Source organism: Pseudomonas sp. FDAARGOS_380 (genome assembly GCF_002591235.1).
GTDB lineage: Bacteria > Pseudomonadota > Gammaproteobacteria > Pseudomonadales > Pseudomonadaceae > Aquipseudomonas > Aquipseudomonas salmasensis.
Map to the genome: position 1 here is coordinate 2,344,471 of NZ_CP023969.1, position 19,666 is coordinate 2,364,136.

Below are 19,666 nucleotides of genomic sequence, written 5' to 3' on the forward strand. Positions count from 1 at the left end.
TACAGGCACCCCTTGGACTCTGGTACATCATGGCCACTCAAGCAGACGGCAAGACCCCCAACCTGTCGCAGGAAGAGCAGCAGGACGTTGATGACAACCAGCCGCCTCGCGCGGCTGTATTACACGAAATTATCCGCACCCAAGGCGATCAGGAGCTGGAGCGCAATGTGGCCGCGTTGTGGTGGTCGGCGCTGGCTGCCGGCTTGACCATGGGCCTGTCGCTGATGGGCATGGGCCTGCTCAATTCGCGCCTGCCGGATGGTGAGGAATTCAAGGTGATCGCCAGCTTTGGCTATTGCGCAGGCTTTCTCGCAGTAATTCTTGCCCGTCAGCAATTGTTTACCGAAAACACCCTGACCGCCGTGCTGCCGGTGATGAGCAAGCCGACCCTGGCCAATGCCGCGCGCTTGTTGCGGCTGTGGACGGTGGTGTTGGTGGGTAACCTGTGTGGCACCTTACTGGTGGCCTACGTGATGCTGCACCTGCCGATCTTCGATACCAAGACTGACCTTGCCTTCCTCGAGATCGGGCGCAAGGTCATGGAGAACGACCCTGCGCAGATGTTTGCCAAGGGCATCGTCTCCGGTTGGATGATCGCCACCATGGTCTGGATGATCCCGTCGATGGAGAGTGCCAAGGTGTGGATCATCATTCTGATCACCTACTTCATGGCGCTGGGGGACTTCACCCATATCGTCGTCGGTTCGGCCGAAGTGTCCTATCTGGTGTTTGCCGGCGAGTTGCCGTGGAAGGATTTCTGGCTGGTCTTCGCCGGGCCGACCCTGGCCGGCAACATCATCGGTGGTAGTTTCATCTTTGCGTTGATCAGCCATGCCCAGGTTCGCAGCGAGGCGTCCGTGCCTGCTGTTACTCAATCTCATACGCGGGCCAAGCCCCGTCAGGATAAGGACAAAGCCTGACATCACCCTGGCTGCCGCGTCAGGCCTTGAATGGCACGCTGGGAGGCTCGGAGGCCGGCGTGCTGTCGGGTGCCTTGAGCTGGCCTTCCCAGCGTGCGATGACCAAGGGTGCCAATGCGTTGCCCAGTACGTTCAGTGCGGTGACGGGCATATCCATCAGCCGATAGATGCCTGCGATGATCGCCACGCCTTCCACCGGCAGCCCTGCGGCGGTCAAGGTCGCGGTCAGGATGATGAACATGAAGCCTGGCACGCCTGCCGCGCCCTTTGATGTCAGCACCATGATCAAGACCAGCATGCCTTGATCCGCCAGGCTCAAGTCGATGCCATACGCCTGGGCGATGAACAGCGTGCCCAGTGCGGCAAACAGCGATGCGCCATCCAGGTTGAACGAGTAACCCAGCGGGATCACCATGCTGGTAATGGGCCGAGGCGCGCCATAACGCTCCATCTTCTCGATCAGTTGAGGCATGACCGTCGCCGAGGCGGCGCTGCTGAAGGCCAGTAACAGTTCACTGCGTATTTCTCGCAGCAGGTGAAAAAAGCCGACGCCGGCCAGGCGTGCCACTGCCCCCAATACACACAGGGCAAACAAGAGCACCGCGACATAGGTGGTGCCGATCAGTTTGGCCAGTGGCAGCAACGCGCTGAGGCCAAAGCTGGCGACGGTGACCGCGATCAGCCCGAAAATACCTATCGGCGAGTAATGCATAACCAAGTGGGTGACTTTGAACATGGTGTCGGAGACGCCCTGCATCACGCTGATCAACGGCGCTTTGCGCTCCTCGGGCAGCAACGACAAGGCACAACCGAACAGAATCGCGAAAAACAGCACCGACAGCAGCTTGCCCTGCGACATGGCCAGGACGATGTTGTCCGGCACGATCGCCAGCAGTATCTGGCCCAGGTTCTGCGGGCTGCCACTGGAGGCCAGCCCCGTGGCCGGTGCCTGCAGCGTGCTGCCGAATTCGGCGCCCGACCCCGGCTGCACCACATTGCCAACCAGCAGGCCGAAGACGATGGCGATGCTGGTGATGGTGAAGAAGTACACGAAGGTCTTCAGGCCGACGCGACCCAGGGCAGCCGGGTTGCCCATGCCGGCGATGCCGACGGTCATGCAGGCGAAGACGAGCGGCACGACGATCATCTTCATCAGCTTGATGAACAGGTCGCCCGCCGGTTGCAGCAGGTTGTCGATGAACCAGGCTTTTTGCTCGGGAAATTGGTTGAGCAGGATGCCGACGATTATCCCGGCAACCAGGCCGATCATGATGCGGGTGATGAGGCTGGTGGGTTTTCTGACGGTCATGGGGGTGGCCCTTATTGTTGTGGTGGTCAGGAATTTACTGGGCGAACAACCCTTCGAAGTGCTTGAACCCTTTCACTTCTATGGGATTACCGCTGGGGTCGAGGAAAAACATCGTGCGCTGCTCGCCCGGTTCGCCGGCAAAGCGCGTCACGGGTGGGATCTCGAAGCGTGTGCCCCGGCGGGTGAGGCGCTCGGCAAGCGTTAACCACTCATCAAGTGGCAACACCACGCCCAGGTGCGGCATCAGTACCCGGTGCTCACCGACCAGGCCGGTACGTGTAGTGGGGAAGGGCGTACCCAGGTGCAGTGAAAGTTGATTGCCGAAAAAGTCGAAGTCGATCCAGGTCGCGCTGCACCGGCCCTCGGTGCAACCCAAAACATCTCGATAAAAAATGCGCGCCTCGTCTAAGTCATAAACATGGTATGCAGCGTGGAAGGGTCTGTTCATGGCTGGCTCTCCAGATGGTGAGCTGTCAGGTTAAACAGGCGGTGCCGCCAGGGTAAAACGGGTTTGCCTTGGTCTGAGCGAAAGGAAAACTTATGGATGTTCGATTCCTGAGGAGCCTGGTCGCTGTCATTGAAACCGGGTCCATAGCCGCTGCTGCACGGCGTGAAAACCGCAGTGCGGCGGCGATCAGCCAGCGGGTCAAGGCGCTTGAGCGCACGCTGGGTTGTACGCTGCTCATGCGCACCGCACATGCCGCGTGGCCTTCGGACCAATGCTTGCTGCTTTTGCCCAGAATCCAGGCCGTCATTGAACAGGCGCGCCAGTTGCAGGAGCACCTGAGCCAGGACGAGTTATCGGGGGAGATTAAAATCGGGGCCATTTCCACGGCGCTGACCGGCATCTTGCCCGGACTGATCGAGCGGCTGACAGTGTCGGCACCCAAGCTGCGGCTGAAGATCACACCCGGCGATTCCAGAAGCCTCTATGAGAAGTTGCTCAACCAGGAATTGGATGCAGCGATACTGGTGCGACCGCCCTTTCAACCGCCCAAAGCCTTGTCGATGGCTTTGCTGCGTGCCGAACCCTTGATTCTGATTGCGCCCGCCGAGTGGGGGGCGCAGTCACTGGCAGCCTTGTTAGGCGAACGCCCGTTTATCCGCTATGACGCTCGCTCCTGGGGTGGGCAGATCGCCCAGCGCTTTCTCGATGAACAGTCCTTTGAGCCCGAGGTGTTATGTGAGCTGGATGCGCTGGAAACTATCCTGATGCTGGTCGCCCAGGGGATGGGGGTATCGCTGGTGCCGCAGTGGGCGGGCATGCCCTGCAACGGCATCCGTGTGTTACCGGCCGGCGACCGGCTGTGCTATGCACGCGAGATGGTGGTCATGTACAGCTCGACACCGCGCCGCCCGTTGGCGATGCGGCATCTGCTTGACGTGTTGCGCGGCGCGGTTACTGCGGCGCAGTGACACGGCTGACAACGCGACCAATCGTCAACCCCTGCAACAGGATCGAAGACAGCACCACGATGTAGGTGATGCTCAGCAACAAGTCGCGCTCCGGGCCCAAGGGCAGGGCCAAGGCCAGTGCCACCGAGACGCCGCCACGCAGGCCGCCCCAGGTGAGGATGCGGATTGTGCCGCGTGGCACCGAGCGCCAACGGCGCAGCAACAGGATCGCCGGGGCCACGGTCAGCAGGCGCGAGAGCAGGATCGCCACCGCCAGCAGGCTGGCCGCGAACACGTGCAGCCAGTTGAATGGCAATAGCAGCAGCTCCATGCCGATCAGCGCAAACAGCAGCGCGTTGAGCATGTCATCGAGCAGTTCCCAGAAACCATCCAGATAGCGACGCGTCATGTCGTTCATCGCCAGCTTGCGCCCCAGGTTGCCGATGATCAGCCCCGCGACCACCATCGCAATCGGTGCGGACACATGCAGTTCCGAAGCCATGGCCGAGCCGCCGATCACCAGGGCGAGGGTCAGCATGACTTCGATCTGGTGCTGTTCGATGCTCTTGATCATCAGGTACACGAGGTAGCCGATCAGCCCGCCAAACAGCACGCCGCCAATGGCTTCGTGGGCAAACAGCATGGCCGTGGCGCCGACGGTGGGCGTTTCACCCAACTGCGCGATGCCCAGCAGCACGGTAAACACCACCACGGCGGTGCCGTCATTGAACAGCGACTCGCCGACGATGGTGGTTTTCAGCGGTTTGGAGGCATTGGCGGTCCGCAGCACGCCGAGCACCGCAATGGGGTCGGTGGGGGAGATCAGCGCGCCGAATAGCAGGCAGTAAAGGAAACTCACGTGCCAGCCAAACAGGGCGAAGATGTAGTACGCCAGGCTGCCGATCACCACGGTGGCGATCAACACGCCAAAGGTTGCCAGCAGGCCGATGGGCCAGCGGTAGCTGCGCAGGTCGTTCAAGTTGACGTGCAAGGCGCCGGCGAACAGCAGGAACGACAGCATCCAGTTCATCAGCAAATCGCCAAAGTCGATCTGGCCGATCAGCTGTTGGACGCGTTCCTCTAAACCTGGGTAGCCGAGCACGCTCAGGCCTTGCAGGATCAGCGAGAACAGCAGTGCAGTGACCATCACGCCGATGGTGGGCGGCAGGCCGATAAAGCGGAAGTTCACATAAGTGAGCAGGGTGGTGAGGCAGATGAAGGCGGCGACAAGTTCAAGCATCCGGGGTCCTTGGAGCAGGGAAATATAGGCGCACGGGGTGCGTCGAATCGGTGGTTAGTATAAACAGGTGCTGTTACATGACGTATCAATTAAGGAGGTTCGGGTGGTAGCGACAGCTCTGGTGCTGGTAGCGGCGCTGTTGCATGCGACGTGGAACACCTTGATCAAGTTCAGTGGCGAGCGCCTTTTGGTCATCGCCTGCATGGACAGCGTGGCGCTGCTGTTCGTGGTAGTGGCGGTGGGGTTCGTGTCCTTGCCGCCGCTGGACATTTGGCCGTGGATCGCGGCCTCGGCGCTGTTTGAATTGCTCTATCGCTATTTGTTGATCCAGGCCTATCGGGTGGGGGACCTGGGCCTGGTGTATCCGTTGATGCGCGGTTTGTCGCCGCTGGTGGTGCTGGTGCTGACGCTGGTGTTTGCTGGCGAAGTGTTGAGCACCCAGCAGATTCTGGGGATCCTGCTGATCCCGTTCGGCATGGTATGCCTGTTGTGGCAGGGCGGCGGCGGTGACCGGTTGCCCTGGTCGATGCTGCCGGTGGTGTTGCTGATCGGCCTGTGCATCGGCTCCTACACCTTTCTGGATGGGCAGGCGCTACGGCGCTGGTCGCATCCGCTGGATTACCTGGTGTGGCTGACGCTGGTCAGTGCGTGGCCGTTTCCGTTGCTGGCGCTGGTGCGCAAGCGTGCAGCCTTCAGCCTGTTCTGGCGCACCCAGTGGCGGTTGGGCTTGAGCGTGGGGCTGTGCGTATTGTTGAGCTACGCTTTGGTACTTTGGGCCATGCAGTTGGGCTCGATTGCCGAAGCCGCCGCGCTGCGCGAAGTCAGTGTGATCCTGGTGGTGCTGTTCGGCATGCGTTACTTGAAAGAACCTTTTGGCCGTCCACGGCTCATAGCCTGTGGGTTGGTGTTGATTGGCATGTTGGTGATGAAACTCTAACCGTCGGATAAAACTAAAAGGAATCGGTGATGACAGTCGCTTTATGGTGTGTGTTGATCGCAATTTTTCTGCCGTACATTTGCACCGGTGTGGCCAAGTTCAGTACAGGCAAGTTCGGGCCACGGGATAACCACGACCCGCGCGCCTTCCTCGATAGCCTGGAAGGCGTCGCCAAGCGTGCGCATAGCGCGCAACTCAACAGTTTCGAAGTGACACCGGCGTTTGCCGCCGCAGTGATCGTTGCGCACCTGGCCGGCAACGCCGACCTGGTGACGATCAACGTGCTGGCAGTGCTGTTTATCACCAGCCGCCTGCTGTACATCATCTGCTACCTGGCAGACTGGGCGATCTTGCGTTCGCTGGTGTGGGCAGTGGGTATGGCGCTGATTGCGAGTTTCTTCTTCGTTTCGATGTAAGTGGGGGGCGGCAAACCCGACTGTAGGAGCGAGCTTGCTCGCGAAGAACGTCAACGATAACGCGTGCTCGCTGAGTAAGCGCGGCGCCTGTGCGTTTTTCGCGAGCAAGCTCGCTCCTACATGGAATTAGGGCAAGTCCCTCCCACATTGATTACTAGCGGTTGTCAGGTGCCGGCAGGCGCATCCGGCACCTGGGGCAATGCCGCACCTTTGGGCCACAGCATCCAGATCTGCCCTTGCTGTTTCATATTTCCCGCCAACTCGCCTGCTGCACTGCCTGTGCCCCAGAACAAATCTGCGCGTACTTCGCCGGTGATCGCGCCGCCGGTATCCTGGGCTGCGACTGGGCGTGCCAGTGGCGTGCCGTCCGGCTTGGTGGTCGACAACCACAACAGGCTGCCCAGCGGAATCACCTTGCGATCCACCGCCACACTGTAGCCGGCGGTCAATGGCACGTTCAGCGAACCACGCGGGCCTTCGTTGCTGTCGGGGCGGGCGCTGAAGAATACGTAGCTGGGGTTGCTCGCCAGCAGTTCTGGAATGCGCTGCGGGTGGGCCTTGGCCCAGGCGCTGATGGCGCCCATGGTCACGTCTTCTTTTTTCAGCTCGCCTTGTTCCACCAGCCAGCGGCCGATAGGGCGGTACGGGTAGCCGTTCTGGTCGCCGTAACCCACACGCAGTTGGCGCCCGCCGGCCAGTTGAATACGCCCCGAGCCCTGGATCTGCAGGAATTGCAGGTCCATCGGGTCGGTCAGCCAGGCGATCGGCTTGGCGGTGGAACCTTGGCTGTTGAGGGTGCTGGCATCGTCATACGGCTTGAGCACGCGACCTTCCAGGCGCCCGCGCAGGCGCTTGCCTTTGAGTTCCGGGTAGATGCTCTCAAGGTTGACGATGATCAGGTCATCCGGCACGCCGTATACCGGCACGTGGGCGGTGGCGGTCTTTGTCAGGCTGCCGGGGTAGACCGGCTCGTAATAGCCCGTGATCAAGCCGTTTGGCGTGTTGTTGGCCGAGCGCAGGCCGAAGACATCCAGGTGTTCCTTGAGAAAGCCGCGAACCGCCACGGCATCGCCCGGTACGCTGGCCGCGGCCGCGCAGGTCGCGCCCCAGATCGGGTCGGCCTTGAGGCGCTGGCAGGCGCTGCGCCAGGATTCAAACCCGGCGAGCAAGTCACTGTCGGAAACGCTCGGCAGGGCTTCCCACGGTGCGCTCACATAGGTGGCAATGGCGTGAGGCTTGGTTGGCTCCTGGGCAACTTCTTTGCCGGTGTCTTTACCGCCATCGCAGCCGGCCAGTAGCGCGAACATCGGCAGAGCCCACGCCAGGCGCCGGCCCCAGGGTTTGAAGATGACATTCATGTAGGTAGTTCCTGAAACGATTGCCCGTGCTTCACTGCATCCGGGCAACCCTTATTATTAATAGGGCTATTGGTCTTTGTAGGCGGTGCGAGGATACTGGCCGCCGTTTCCCGTGACCTTGAAGCCATGATGATGTTAAAAAAATTGACTGTTGTATTGCTGGCCTGCCTGGCGGTGTCTGCCTGTGGCGGTGTTGACCCCAATTCTCCCTTGGGCCAGCGCAAGGCGATCTTCAAGCAGATGCTCAAGACCGGTGAAGACTTGGGCGGCATGCTGCGCGGGCGTATCCCATTCGATGGCGCCAAGTTCGCCGAGGGTGCGGTCAAGCTGGATGCGTTGTCCCATGAGCCGTGGAAACATTTCCCGAGCGTGCGCGAAGAAGACCACACCAGTGCCAAAGATGATGTGTGGCAAAAACAGGCGCAGTTCCAGCAACTGGCCCGCGACCTTGAGGCGGCCACCGGTGAATTGGTGATCGCCAGCCAGGTGCAGCCTTATAAAGCCAGCAACCTTCAGCCTGCGGTGCAAAAAGTTGAAGATGCCTGCAGCGCTTGCCATAAACAGTTCCGCGATCATTGATCGGTTTTACTGGTCGAGTTCTTCCACCGCGTCTTGCAGCTCTTTGCGCGCTTCGGCCAGCTTCTCCTTGCGCTTGTTGATCTTGTCCGGGTCACCTTTTTTCATGGCCTTGTCGAGGTCGGCCTGACGGCGGCTGACATCATGCTTGGCGTCGAGCACCTTGTTTTCACGTTCTTTCTTCAAGCCGGCATCGGTGCAGTTGGCGGTGACTTCGGCCAGGGCTTTTTCCAGGCCGGCCTGTTGGTAGCTGTTGCCGTGGGCCTTGGCCTGTTCGATCTGGCTGCTGATGGCCTGGCGTTTGGCGGCGCAGCCTGTGAGGGGTTGCGCGTCTTCGGCGGCCAACAGTGGCGTGCTCATGAAGCCTGCGAGGGTCAGCAAGGCAAAGGGGGCGAGAAATTTCATATAAAGCTCCAGGTTCGCAATCAGGTGGCCGGGTGGTGTTCAAAACCCATCTACCCCGGCTGCGCGTAATGTTTCAGCCATGGCTTGTACCTGCGGGTCGCGAAAAAAAGCGCTGAGTTGCGCCGCGCGTCCCGGGCCGATGCCATCTGAGGCCAGCCAGGCTTGGGTGTCTTTGGCGACCAGCGTCTGCCAGTTGCCTTCCAGGTTGTTGCGCGCCGCTGGCGGTATGCCCAAGGCGCAGAGCCATTGTAAAAAAGGGCGTTGCCGGGCGCTTTGAATACTGTCGAGCATCCGTGCACGGGTACGCTCGCCTAAGCCCTCAATGGTAGCAAGCTCGGCCGCATCCAGGGTTAACCAATCGAGAAAGCCTGCGATTAGACCCGCCTGGATCAATACGTTCCAGGTTTCACGGCCCATATGGGGCAAGGCCAGGCCGTGTTTGCCGCTCAACCAGGTGAGGCGGGCGAGCAGTTGATCTTCGCAGCCGGGGTCCAGTTGCAAGCAGCTCAAGGCGTGGAAGTCTTGAGGGTCGGGGACCTGCACGTCCACGCGTGTCTTGTTGCGCAGGATGACTTCGTCCAGCCGCGGTATCACCTGGCCCGCCAGGCTGATCGACACATGATCGCCTGGGCGGATATCCAGGGCTTGCCAGCGCTTGAGCGAGCTGACGCTAACCCGGCTGATCTGCCGATCATCCAGCCGTACGGGCTCCAGTTCGAGGATTGGGGTAATTCGCCCGGTGCGCCCCACCCTGAACTGCACCTTGCGCACCAGCGCCAGTGCCTTGATGGCCGGGTACTTCCAGGCAACCGACCAGTAAGGCGCACTGGCTTGCCAGCGCTCGGCGGGCGCTCGCGCAGCCTGGTGCAGCACCACGCCATCGCTGGCGAAGGGCAATGGCGCGTTGTACCAATGGGTACGCCAATGCGCGGCTTCGCTGATGGTGCCGACGGGCTGGCTGTACTGTTGACTGTCGGTGAACCCCCAGCGCGCCAGGGTGGCCAGGCGTTCGGTGAAGTCCGTCGGGCCGTGGGGCCATGCCCAGACGAACAGGCCGATCCCGGCAGCCTCGGCATCGTTCAACTGGCGACGGTTCATCAGGCCGGCCACTTTGCTGCGGGCATTGAGCCCGCCCTTGAGCGATTGCACATGGTGGTCGAGGCGCCAATAGAGCTCGCCTTGCAGCACCACATCAACGGCGTCGGGCAGTTGCTGGACAATGCCGGGGATCTTGGCGGCGGAGGCTGACCAGTCGTGACCCAGCAGGCCGTCGCCCCGACTGATGAGCTGGTGCAAGCGGCCCTGGCGATACACCAGGGTCACCGCAACGCCATCCACCTTGGGTTGGACCCAGACATCCTGTCGAGTGCTGAGCCAGTCACTGACGGCCGGCTCGCTCGGCAGCTTTTGCAAACCCGTGTGCGCGACCGGATGACGTAAGGTGCCGCGCGCCCTGGCCAGTGGGTTATCAGCCTTGGGTGTCTGCTGGCGGGCGCATTCCTGCCAATGCGCCAGGCGTGTGCGGGCCTGGTCGTAGAGCTCGTCGCTGATCAGGGATTGGCCCTGTCGATGGTAGCTGTCGTCCCACTGCTGGATTTGCCTGGACAAGGTTTCCAACTGTGAGTGAACGTCATCGGGGCAGGTTTCGGCCCAGGCCCAGGCTGGCAGGGCGCTTATGAGAACAGCCAGTAAGACTTGCATCAGGAGCATCCTTGCTCGAAAAGGGGTGCCCAGCCTAAGTGATCCACGCGCCCACAAAAAAGCCCCGACCGAGCGGGGCTTTTTACCGGGTATTTCTGTTTACTTGAACAGGCCGCCCAAGGCCTTCACAGCGTCGTTGTTTTCAGCCTTGGCCTGCTGCTTTTGCTGCTTGGCGTCGACTTTTGCCTGGCTGTCGGCGAGTTTGTTGCAAGCTTTGTTGACCTGCCCCAGCGAGGCCTCCAAAACCGCACCCAGTCTGGCAGGCAATAAAAAGCCCCGCCAGGCAGGCCTGGCGGGGCTTTATTTACCGCGAACGATTACAGGCCGGCGGCGGTACGCAGGTCGTTGGCGCGGTCGGTTTTTTCCCAGGTGAAGGTGCTGAAGGTGTCATCGCCCACAGTCTTCTGCGCAGGGGTACGGCCGAAGTGGCCGTAGGCTGCGGTTTCCTGATACATCGGGTGCAGCAGGTCGAGCATGGTGGTGATCGCGTAAGGGCGCAGGTCGAAGATCTCGCGCACCAGCTTGACGATCTTGTCATCGCTGATCTTGCCGGTGCCGAAGGTATTCAGCGAGATCGACGTAGGCTGGGCCACGCCAATGGCGTAGGACACCTGGATTTCGCAGCGCTCGGCCAAGCCGGCAGCGACGATGTTTTTGGCCACATAACGACCGGCGTAAGCGGCAGAGCGGTCAACCTTGGACGGGTCCTTGCCGGAGAACGCACCACCGCCGTGACGGGCCATGCCGCCGTAGCTGTCGACGATGATCTTGCGGCCGGTCAGGCCGCAGTCGCCCACCGGGCCACCGATGATGAACTGGCCGGTCGGGTTGATGTGGAACTGGGTGTCCTTGGTCAGCAGTTCGGCAGGCAGCACGTGCTTGACGATCAGCTCCATCACGCCTTCACGCAGGTCGGCGTAGGACACGTCGGGGTTGTGCTGGGTCGACAGTACGACGGCGTCGATGCCCACCACTTTGCCGCCTTCGTAGCGGCAGGTCACCTGGGACTTGGCGTCCGGGCGCAGCCATGGCAGTACGCCGGATTTACGCGCCTCGGCCTGGCGTTGTACCAGCTGGTGCGAGAAGGTGATCGGTGCAGGCATCAGCACGTCGGTTTCGTTGCTGGCGTAGCCGAACATCAGGCCCTGATCGCCCGCGCCCTGGTCTTCTGGCTTGGCGCGGTCAACGCCCTGGTTGATGTCCGGGGATTGCTTGCCGATGATGTTCATCACGCCGCAGGTCGCGCCGTCAAAGCCAACGTCGGAGCTGTTGTAGCCAATGTCGGTGATCACGTCACGTACGATCTGCTCCAGGTCAACCCAGGCAGTGGTGGTGACTTCGCCGGCGATGATCGCCACGCCCGTTTTCACCAGCGTCTCGCACGCCACACGGGCGAACTTGTCTTCAGCGATGATAGCGTCCAGCACCGCGTCAGAAATCTGGTCGGCGATTTTGTCCGGATGCCCTTCAGACACGGACTCGGAGGTGAAAAGGGAGTATTCGCTCATCTCGATGTTTTCCTGATATTTACCGATGGTGAGTGTCGCCAGCCGGTCGCTGAAAATGGCGGACCTGAATCTGGAAACCATTACGTAAACCTACATAGAGGCTTTCCCCGGGAACGAGTCCCGCAGCGGTGGCCCAACGGGCCAGATCGTCCTGTTCAAAACCCAGCCAGAGATCACCGCAGGCCTCCTTGGCCCAATTCTGGTTGTGGCTGCATAAATCCGTAACCAGCAGGCTACCGCCGGGGTGCAGCAACCCGGCCATTTGCTTGAGGGCTTCTGCCGGTGCGGCGAAATGGTGCAAGACCATGTTCAGCACCACGCAATCGGCCCGCAGGCCGGTGTCACTCAGGGCGTCGGCCAACTGCAGGCGCACATTGCCCAGGGCTTCGCGCTCACAGAGTTGGCGTGCCAGTTCAAGCATTGCCGGGCTGTTATCCAGCGCCGTGACCTGCTCGAAGCGGCGCGCCAGTTCGGGCAGGAAACCGCCGTCGCCAGGGCCGACTTCCAAGGCCGTGGCTTCTTCACTGAAGCTCAGCTTGTCCAACAGCGCCAGTACGCTTTCGCGGTACTGGGCCAAGCCGGCGATCAGGTCCTGTTGGGCGCGAAACTTGTCGGCCACCCGTGAGAAAAAATCCTGGCTGGCGGCGGCGCGTTGCCCGTGCACCTGGCCGATGCGCGACTGCACATCACCGGGCAGGCATAAGTTGTCCACTTCGTCGAGCAGGGCGGCGTGCAATTTGCCGCCAAGCAGTTCGGTGTGGGGCAGGGCGCGTCGGTAGAAAATCGCATTGCCTTCACGACGGGTGGCCACCAGGTCGGCCTGGGCCAGCACCTTCAAATGGTGGCTCATGCCGGACTGGCCGATGGCGAAGATCTGCGCCAGCTCCAGTACCCCGAAAGAATCGTTGGCCAGTGCGCGCAATACGTTCAAGCGCAACGGATCGCCAGCGGCCTTGCACAAGGCAGCCAGTTCATCGCCGTCGTCAGGACGCAGGGAGGGCACGGGTAGGTTCATAAGGCCAGCAGTCTAGTGACGGGTGTAGATCCCCGCAAGTCCAATATCAAAAAGTTTTGATATTGATCGATAAGTGGCGGTTATAAGCCATCGCTATAACCTTTAGACGAACCGGTTAAAGGTTTCTGCAAGGGATTGGTGCCCAAAGCACAGGAAAAACGCCCACAAGTGACTATCTGTCATTGCCCGCAGGCGGTGGCTGAGGGAAAATGCCGGTCCTTTTTTCCGTTTCTTTATAAGCAAACTCCAGGAGATCAGCGATGCCCAGCCGTCGTGAGCGTGCCAACGCCATTCGTGCCCTCAGCATGGATGCCGTGCAAAAAGCCAACAGCGGCCATCCCGGTGCCCCGATGGGCATGGCGGATATCGCCGAGGTACTTTGGCGTGACTACCTGAAACACAACCCGAGCAACCCGTCGTTCGCCGACCGTGACCGCTTCGTGCTGTCCAACGGCCACGGCTCGATGCTGATTTATTCGCTGCTGCACCTGACCGGCTACGACGTCACCATCGACGACCTCAAGAGCTTCCGTCAGCTGCACAGCCGCACCCCGGGCCACCCGGAATTCGGCTACACCCCAGGCGTCGAGACCACCACCGGTCCCCTGGGCCAAGGCCTGGCCAATGCGGTTGGTTTCGCCCTGGCGGAAAAAGTCCTGGGCGCGCAGTTCAACCGCCCTGGCCACGACATCGTTGACCACCACACCTACGTATTCCTGGGTGATGGCTGCATGATGGAAGGCATTTCCCACGAAGTCGCGTCCCTGGCCGGCACTCTGGGCCTGGGCAAGCTGATTGCCTTCTACGATGACAACGGCATCTCCATCGACGGCGAAGTCGAAGGCTGGTTCACCGACGACACGCCTAAGCGTTTCGAAGCCTACAACTGGCAGGTGATCCGCAACGTCGACGGCCACGATCCGGAAGAGATCAAGACCGCCATCGACACCGCTCGCAAGAGCGCGCAGCCAACCCTGATCTGCTGCAAGACCACCATCGGTTTCGGCTCGCCGAACAAGCAAGGTAAAGAAGACTGCCACGGCGCCCCACTGGGTGACGCGGAAATCGCCCTGACCCGCGAAGCGCTGAAGTGGAACCACGGCCCGTTCGAAATCCCGGCCGACATCTATGCCGAATGGGATGCCAAGGAAAAAGGCCTGGCCGCCGAAGCCGAGTGGGACCAGCGTTTCTCGGCCTACTCCGCCGAATTCCCGGAATTGGCCAACGAACTGGTACGCCGCCTGGCCGGTGACCTGCCTGCCGACTTCTCGGAAAAAGCCTCGGCCTACATCGCTGAAGTCGCGGCCAAGGGCGAGACCATCGCCAGCCGTAAAGCCAGCCAGAACACCCTGAACGCCTTTGGCCCGTTGCTGCCTGAGTTCCTCGGCGGTTCGGCTGACCTGGCCGGTTCCAACCTGACCCTGTGGAAAGGTTGCAAAGGTGTCTCGGCCGAAGACGCCAGCGGCAACTACATGTACTACGGCGTGCGCGAGTTCGGCATGAGCGCCATCATGAACGGCGTGTCCCTGCACGGCGGTTTGGTGCCTTACGGCGCGACCTTCCTGATGTTCATGGAATACGCTCGTAACGCCGTACGTATGGCCGCGCTGATGAAGAAGCGCGTGATCCACGTCTACACCCACGACTCCATCGGCCTGGGCGAAGACGGCCCGACGCACCAGCCGGTCGAGCAATTGACCAGCCTGCGCACCACGCCGAACCTGGATTGCTGGCGCCCAGCCGATGCGGTGGAATCCGCCGTGGCCTGGAAGCACGCCATCGAGCGCAAGGACGGCCCTTCGGCGCTGATCTTCTCGCGTCAGAACCTGCAACACCAGGTGCGTACCGACGCGCAGATCGCCGACATCAGCCGTGGCGGTTATGTGCTCAAGGACTGCATCGGCGAGCCGGAGCTGATCCTGATCTCCACCGGTTCCGAAGTGGGCCTGACCGTTCAGGCGTACGACAAGCTGACTGCCCAAGGCCGCAACGTACGTGTTGTGTCCATGCCCTGCACCAGCGTGTTCGAAGCCCAGGACGCCGGCTATAAGCAATCGGTATTGCCGCTGCAGGTCAGCGCGCGTATCGCCATCGAAGCGGCCCACGCCGACTACTGGTACAAGTACGTGGGCCTGGAAGGCCGCGTGATCGGCATGACCACCTATGGTGAGTCGGCGCCTGCGCCAGCCTTGTTCGAAGAGTTCGGTTTCACCCTGGAAAACATCCTGGGTCAGGCTGAAGAGTTGCTGGAAGACTAAGGCGCTAACGCGGTGGCCAACTGGTCACCGCATCTACTGTAGGAGCGAGCTTGCTCGCGAAGATCGTTAACGATAACGCAGCGTTTCTGGTTTAACGCGGCGCTCTCAGGTTCTTCGCGAGCAAGCTCGCTCCTACAGTGGTTTGTGTCGCCCACAATGCGAGAACCCCATGCCTCAACCGCGTCCCTACAAAGTTGCACTCAACGGCTACGGCCGCATTGGTCGTTGCGTCTTGCGTGCTCTGTTCGAGCGAGGGGCGGCGGCCGGGTTTGAAATTGTCGCGATCAATGATTTGGCCGACATGGCCAGCATCGAATACCTGACACGCTTTGACTCCACTCACGGCCGCTTCCCGGGCGAAGTGCGGGTTGAAGGCGATTGTCTGCATATCAATGGCAACTGCGTGCAAGTGTTGCGCAGTGCCACCCCCGAAGGCATCGACTGGAAAGCACTGGGCGTCGACCTGGTGCTGGAATGCTCCGGTGTCTATCACACCCGTGCCGATGGCCAGCGTTTTCTCGACGCCGGCGCACCGCGTGTGCTGTTTTCCCAGCCGATGGCCAGCGAGGCGGATGTCGACGCCACCATCGTCTACGGCATCAACCAGGATTGCCTGACCGGCGATGAGCTGCTGGTGTCCAACGCGTCGTGTACCACCAACTGCAGCGTGCCGTTGTTGCGCCTGCTGGACCAGGCGATCGGCCTGGATTACGTGTCGATCACCACGATTCATTCGGCGATGAACGACCAGCCGGTGATCGACGCCTATCACCACGAAGACCTGCGCCGCACCCGTTCGGCGTTCCAGTCAGTGATTCCGGTGTCCACCGGCCTGGCGCGCGGCATCGAGCGACTGCTGCCGGAACTTGCCGGGCGAATCCAGGCCAAAGCCGTACGGGTGCCGACGGTGAACGTGTCTTGCCTGGATATCACCATGCAAACCGTGAGCGACACTGACGCGGCCGAGGTCAACCGGATCCTGCGCGACGCCGCCACCAGCGGCCCGCTCAAAGGCCTGTTGGCCTACACCGAGTTGCCCCACGCCAGTTGCGATTTCAACCATGACCCGCATTCGGCGATTGTCGATGCCAGCCAGACCCGCGTTTCCGGCCCCAGGCTGGTGAACATCCTGGCCTGGTTCGACAACGAATGGGGCTTTGCCAACCGCATGCTGGATGTTGCCGAACACTATCTGCACATCGCTTCTAAACAACCTCAACAGTAATTCAGGAACTGCGACCCATGACCGTGTTGAAGATGACCGACCTCGATCTGCAAGGTAAGCGCGTACTGATCCGCGAAGACCTCAACGTCCCCGTCAAGGACGGTGTTGTCACCAGCGATGCGCGAATCCTGGCCTCGCTGCCGACCATCAAGCTGGCCCTGGAAAAAGGCGCGGCCGTGATGGTCTGCTCCCACCTGGGTCGTCCGACCGAAGGTGAGTTCTCTGCCGAAAACAGCCTCAAGCCGGTCGCCGAGTACCTGAGCAAGGCCCTGGGCCGTGACGTGCCATTGGTCGCAGACTACCTGGGCGGCGTGGACGTGAAAGCGGGCGATATCGTGCTGTTCGAAAACGTGCGCTTCAATAAGGGCGAGAAAAAGAACAGCGACGAACTGGCCCAGCAATACGCCGCCCTGTGCGATGTGTTTGTGATGGACGCGTTCGGCACCGCCCACCGCGCCGAAGGTTCGACCCACGGCGTGGCCAAGTTCGCCAAGGTCGCAGCCGCTGGCCCGTTGTTGGCTGCCGAGCTGGATGCACTGGGCAAGGCCCTGGGCGCTCCGGCCCAGCCAATGGCCGCTATCGTCGCTGGCTCCAAGGTCTCCACCAAGCTGGACGTGCTCAACAGCCTGAGCCAGATCTGCAACCAACTGATCGTCGGCGGCGGCATTGCCAACACCTTCCTGGCCGCTGCCGGCCACCCGGTGGGCAAGTCCCTGTACGAGCCAGACCTGCTCGACACCGCCCGCGCCATCGCCGCCAAGGTCAGCGTGCCGCTGCCGGTAGACGTGGTAGTTGCCAAGGAATTCGCGGAAAGCGCCGCCGCTACCGTCAAGCTCATCGCTGACGTGGCCGACGACGACATGATCCTGGACATCGGCCCGCAAACCGCGGCCAACTTCGCCGAGCTGCTCAAGGCATCCCAGACTATCCTGTGGAATGGCCCGGTGGGCGTGTTCGAGTTCGACCAATTCGGCAACGGCACCAAAGTACTGGCTAAAGCGATCGCTGAAAGCTCGGCGTTCTCCATCGCGGGCGGTGGCGATACCTTGGCGGCTATCGATAAATATGGTGTGGCTGATCAGATCTCCTACATTTCTACCGGTGGTGGCGCTTTCCTCGAGTTCGTCGAGGGCAAGGTGTTGCCAGCCGTGGAAGTGCTGGAAACCCGAGCCAAAGGTTAAGGCTCGCGTGATCAGGAAAAGGAGCGTTCCCATGATCAAGTCGTTGGCACTGGTGATCGCAGCGGGCCTGTTGGCCGGCTGCGGCAGCACACCCAGCGCGGCGCCCGAGGCGGATAATGCCAAGGCACCGTTGAGAAAAAGCTGTTACCAGGCTGACTGGCAAGCCGAGACTATGCCGGTGATCAACAAGCGCATCGGCAACGAACGGCTGGAGAAATACGACTCCGCGCCCAACGGTCAGGAACAGGGTTGCCCATGACGGGTCTGATCCACTAACCGACAGCAACGGCGGCCCATAGGCTTCCCTGCGAGGATTGGCAATGAAAGGCGTTTTCGCCCTGGCAGCCCTGGCCCTGTTGGCCGGCTGCAGCAGCATGAACCTGTTCGACAAGGCCACGCCTGCCGACAAATGGACCACCTGGACCTGCGACAGCAAGGCCGAGGTGAACTGGCGCTTTGCCAACCCGGCCCGTTCCGAAGTGGATGTACGCCTCGGCGGTTCGGACCAGGTTTACCGGCTCAAGCAAGAAGTTGCCGCCTCCGGCGTGTTGTACAGCGACGGCCAGTTGGCGTTTCACACCAAGGGTGAGGAAGGCCTGGTTTACTGGGTGGCGACGGATGATTTGATTGGGCGCGGCTGTAAGGCCCAGTGAAAATACGATCTGAAGTCCAATGAGATCAGAATGTGGGAGCTGGCTTGCCTGCGATTGCGGTGGGTCAGCAAAGCTAATATCGACTGGCTCGCCGCCATCGCAGGCAAGCCAGCTCCCACATTGACCTGCTTCACAGTGGCATTAGCGCTAGGCCACACCAGCAATAACGATTCAGCAGCACAAGGCTCAACCCCTTGATCTGCAATAACTTGAATAGCAGCCGCCGCTACGGCAGGCTTGCACGATTAACGACCCTCGACCGGGAGAGACAACACAATGGCACTTATCAGCATGCGTCAAATGCTGGACCACGCAGCCGAGTTCGGCTACGGCGTCCCAGCCTTTAACGTCAACAACCTTGAGCAGATGCGCGCCATCATGGAAGCCGCTGACAAGACCGACTCCCCAGTGATCGTCCAGGCTTCGGCCGGTGCGCGCAAATACGCCGGCGCCCCGTTCCTGCGTCACCTGATCCTCGCCGCGATCGAAGAATTCCCACACATCCCGGTGTGCATGCACCAGGACCACGGCACCAGCCCTGACGTGTGCCAGCGCTCGATCCAACTGGGCTTCAGCTCGGTAATGATGGACGGCTCCCTCGGCGAAGACGGCAAGACCCCAACCGACTACGAGTACAACGTACGCGTGACCCAACAAACCGTGGCCATGGCCCACGCCTGCGGCGTATCGGTTGAAGGCGAGCTGGGCTGCCTGGGTTCGCTGGAAACCGGCATGGCCGGCGAAGAAGACGGTATCGGCGCCGAAGGCGTGCTGGATCACAGCCAGATGCTGACCGACCCGGAAGAAGCCGCCGACTTCGTCAAGAAAACCCAGGTCGACGCCCTGGCCATCGCCATCGGCACCAGCCACGGCGCCTACAAGTTCACCAAGCCGCCTACCGGCGACGTGCTGGCCATCGACCGCATCAAGGAAATCCACAAGCGCATCCCCAACACCCACCTGGTGATGCACGGCTCTTCCTCGGTACCGCAAGAGTGGCTGGCGATCATCAACCAGTACGGCGGCGACATCAAAGAAACCTACGGCGTACCGGTTGAAGAAATCGTCGAGGGCATCAAGTACGGCGTGCGCAAGGTCAACATCGACACCGACCTGCGCCTGGCTTCTACCGGTGCGATGCGTCGCCTGATGGCCACCAACCCGAGCGAGTTCGACCCGCGTAAATTCTTCGGCGCCACCGTTACCGCGATGCGTGATGTGTGTATCGCACGTTATGAAGCGTTTGGTACTGCGGGCAATGCTTCGAAGATCAAGCCGATCTCGTTGGAAGCGATGTATCAGCGGTATTTGAAAGGTGAGTTGAACGCTAAGGTGAACTGAGTCTTAGGCGTTTGAAAGAAGCCCGCAGCGATGCGGGCTTTTTTGTAGGGGCTGCGTGATTTGTTATATGTAACGTCAGCTAGGGCCGGTATTTCATAGCATCCGTCGCAAAGTTTAGATATGGATGACATTGTTTAGATTGGCCTGTCGTTAGTGCGGGGCGAGATATCAAATCAAAAAACCCGCACTGATGCGGGTTTTTTTAAAGTGCTCGGCATGGTTGCTCGA

At 60.9% G+C, this 19,666-nt stretch carries 20 protein-coding genes; 11 read left to right on the forward strand and 9 right to left on the reverse strand.

Annotated features, from left to right (window positions below; translation table 11 throughout):
• Positions 1-29: 29 nt before the first annotated feature.
• The gene (locus tag CRN80_RS11040; protein ID WP_032894799.1) at positions 30-920 is read left to right on the forward strand and encodes a formate/nitrite transporter family protein; all 891 of its coding nucleotides are present in this window, start codon (positions 30-32) and stop codon (positions 918-920) included.
• A gap of 19 nt (positions 921-939) precedes the next feature.
• Here CRN80_RS11040 and CRN80_RS11045 read toward each other — a convergent pair whose 3' ends face one another.
• The gene (locus CRN80_RS11045) at positions 940-2,229 is read right to left on the reverse strand and encodes a cation:dicarboxylate symporter family transporter (RefSeq protein ID WP_256588830.1); all 1,290 of its coding nucleotides are present in this window, start codon (positions 2,227-2,229) and stop codon (positions 940-942) included.
• A 34-nt stretch (positions 2,230-2,263) separates the two neighbouring features.
• On the reverse strand, positions 2,264-2,677 hold the full coding sequence (locus CRN80_RS11050; RefSeq protein WP_098950146.1) for a VOC family protein: 414 nt from the start codon (positions 2,675-2,677) through the stop codon (positions 2,264-2,266).
• Positions 2,678-2,769: 92 nt separating this feature from the next.
• Between CRN80_RS11050 and CRN80_RS11055 the strand changes: the two genes are divergently transcribed.
• On the forward strand, positions 2,770-3,645 hold the full coding sequence (locus tag CRN80_RS11055; RefSeq protein ID WP_098950147.1) for a LysR family transcriptional regulator: 876 nt from the start codon (positions 2,770-2,772) through the stop codon (positions 3,643-3,645).
• On the opposite strand, the gene CRN80_RS11060 is transcribed toward CRN80_RS11055, so the two are convergent.
• A complete protein-coding gene (locus tag CRN80_RS11060) occupies positions 3,629-4,864 on the reverse strand; it encodes a sodium:proton antiporter (RefSeq protein WP_098950148.1) in 1,236 nt (411 codons plus the stop codon). The genes CRN80_RS11055 and CRN80_RS11060 overlap by 17 nt on opposite strands.
• Positions 4,865-4,967: 103 nt before the next feature.
• On the opposite strand from CRN80_RS11060, the gene CRN80_RS11065 reads away from it, so the two are divergent.
• Together CRN80_RS11065 and CRN80_RS11070 are read left to right on the forward strand one after the other, a co-directional pair.
• The gene (locus tag CRN80_RS11065; protein ID WP_032894898.1) at positions 4,968-5,801 is read left to right on the forward strand and encodes an EamA family transporter; all 834 of its coding nucleotides are present in this window, start codon (positions 4,968-4,970) and stop codon (positions 5,799-5,801) included.
• Positions 5,802-5,830: 29 nt separating this feature from the next.
• The gene (locus tag CRN80_RS11070) at positions 5,831-6,217 is read left to right on the forward strand and encodes an MAPEG family protein (RefSeq protein WP_003194977.1); all 387 of its coding nucleotides are present in this window, start codon (positions 5,831-5,833) and stop codon (positions 6,215-6,217) included.
• A 164-nt stretch (positions 6,218-6,381) separates the two neighbouring features.
• Here the strand turns inward: CRN80_RS11070 and CRN80_RS11075 are convergent, their stop codons facing one another.
• Positions 6,382-7,575 (reverse strand): murein transglycosylase A, encoded by a 1,194-nt coding sequence (locus CRN80_RS11075; RefSeq protein WP_098950149.1) that lies wholly within the window; start codon positions 7,573-7,575, stop codon positions 6,382-6,384.
• Between the two features lie 129 nt (positions 7,576-7,704).
• On the opposite strand from CRN80_RS11075, the gene CRN80_RS11080 reads away from it, so the two are divergent.
• The gene (locus tag CRN80_RS11080) at positions 7,705-8,154 is read left to right on the forward strand and encodes a cytochrome c (protein ID WP_003194972.1); all 450 of its coding nucleotides are present in this window, start codon (positions 7,705-7,707) and stop codon (positions 8,152-8,154) included.
• A 6-nt stretch (positions 8,155-8,160) separates the two neighbouring features.
• On the opposite strand, the gene CRN80_RS11085 is transcribed toward CRN80_RS11080, so the two are convergent.
• From CRN80_RS11085 to CRN80_RS11100, 5 genes are all read right to left on the reverse strand, one after another.
• A complete protein-coding gene (locus CRN80_RS11085; RefSeq protein ID WP_032894900.1) occupies positions 8,161-8,556 on the reverse strand; it encodes a DUF1090 domain-containing protein in 396 nt (131 codons plus the stop codon).
• A gap of 39 nt (positions 8,557-8,595) precedes the next feature.
• Positions 8,596-10,257 carry an NAD-dependent DNA ligase LigB gene (gene ligB, locus CRN80_RS11090; protein ID WP_098950150.1) on the reverse strand — a complete coding sequence of 554 codons (1,662 nt, stop codon included), beginning with the start codon at positions 10,255-10,257 and terminating at the stop codon, positions 8,596-8,598.
• 99 nt (positions 10,258-10,356) lie between these two features.
• Positions 10,357-10,524, reverse strand: coding sequence for a hypothetical protein (locus CRN80_RS31200; protein ID WP_169918551.1), 168 nt, complete (start codon positions 10,522-10,524; stop codon positions 10,357-10,359).
• A gap of 50 nt (positions 10,525-10,574) precedes the next feature.
• A complete protein-coding gene (gene metK, locus CRN80_RS11095) occupies positions 10,575-11,765 on the reverse strand; it encodes a methionine adenosyltransferase (RefSeq protein WP_003194964.1) in 1,191 nt (396 codons plus the stop codon).
• Between the two features lie 19 nt (positions 11,766-11,784).
• Positions 11,785-12,780: a metalloregulator ArsR/SmtB family transcription factor gene (locus tag CRN80_RS11100; RefSeq protein WP_003194962.1), complete on the reverse strand. Its 996-nt coding sequence runs from the start codon at positions 12,778-12,780 to the stop codon at positions 11,785-11,787.
• A gap of 260 nt (positions 12,781-13,040) precedes the next feature.
• On the opposite strand from CRN80_RS11100, the gene tkt reads away from it, so the two are divergent.
• The 6 genes from tkt (at position 13,041) to fba (ending at position 19,438) form a co-directional block, all read left to right on the forward strand.
• A complete protein-coding gene (gene tkt, locus CRN80_RS11105; RefSeq protein ID WP_034133964.1) occupies positions 13,041-15,038 on the forward strand; it encodes a transketolase in 1,998 nt (665 codons plus the stop codon).
• A 169-nt stretch (positions 15,039-15,207) separates the two neighbouring features.
• A complete protein-coding gene (gene epd / locus CRN80_RS11110) occupies positions 15,208-16,263 on the forward strand; it encodes an erythrose-4-phosphate dehydrogenase (protein WP_003194958.1) in 1,056 nt (351 codons plus the stop codon).
• 17 nt (positions 16,264-16,280) lie between these two features.
• Complete coding sequence (locus CRN80_RS11115; protein ID WP_003194956.1) at positions 16,281-17,444, forward strand: phosphoglycerate kinase; 1,164 nt, start codon at positions 16,281-16,283, stop codon at positions 17,442-17,444.
• A 31-nt stretch (positions 17,445-17,475) separates the two neighbouring features.
• On the forward strand, positions 17,476-17,703 hold the full coding sequence (locus CRN80_RS11120) for a hypothetical protein (protein ID WP_003194953.1): 228 nt from the start codon (positions 17,476-17,478) through the stop codon (positions 17,701-17,703).
• Between the two features lie 61 nt (positions 17,704-17,764).
• Positions 17,765-18,097, forward strand: coding sequence for an MliC family protein (locus CRN80_RS11125; protein WP_032894907.1), 333 nt, complete (start codon positions 17,765-17,767; stop codon positions 18,095-18,097).
• A gap of 276 nt (positions 18,098-18,373) precedes the next feature.
• Entirely contained in the window at positions 18,374-19,438 is a 1,065-nt protein-coding gene (gene fba, locus CRN80_RS11130; RefSeq protein WP_003177554.1) for a class II fructose-bisphosphate aldolase, read from the forward strand.
• Positions 19,439-19,666: the final 228 nt, after the last annotated feature.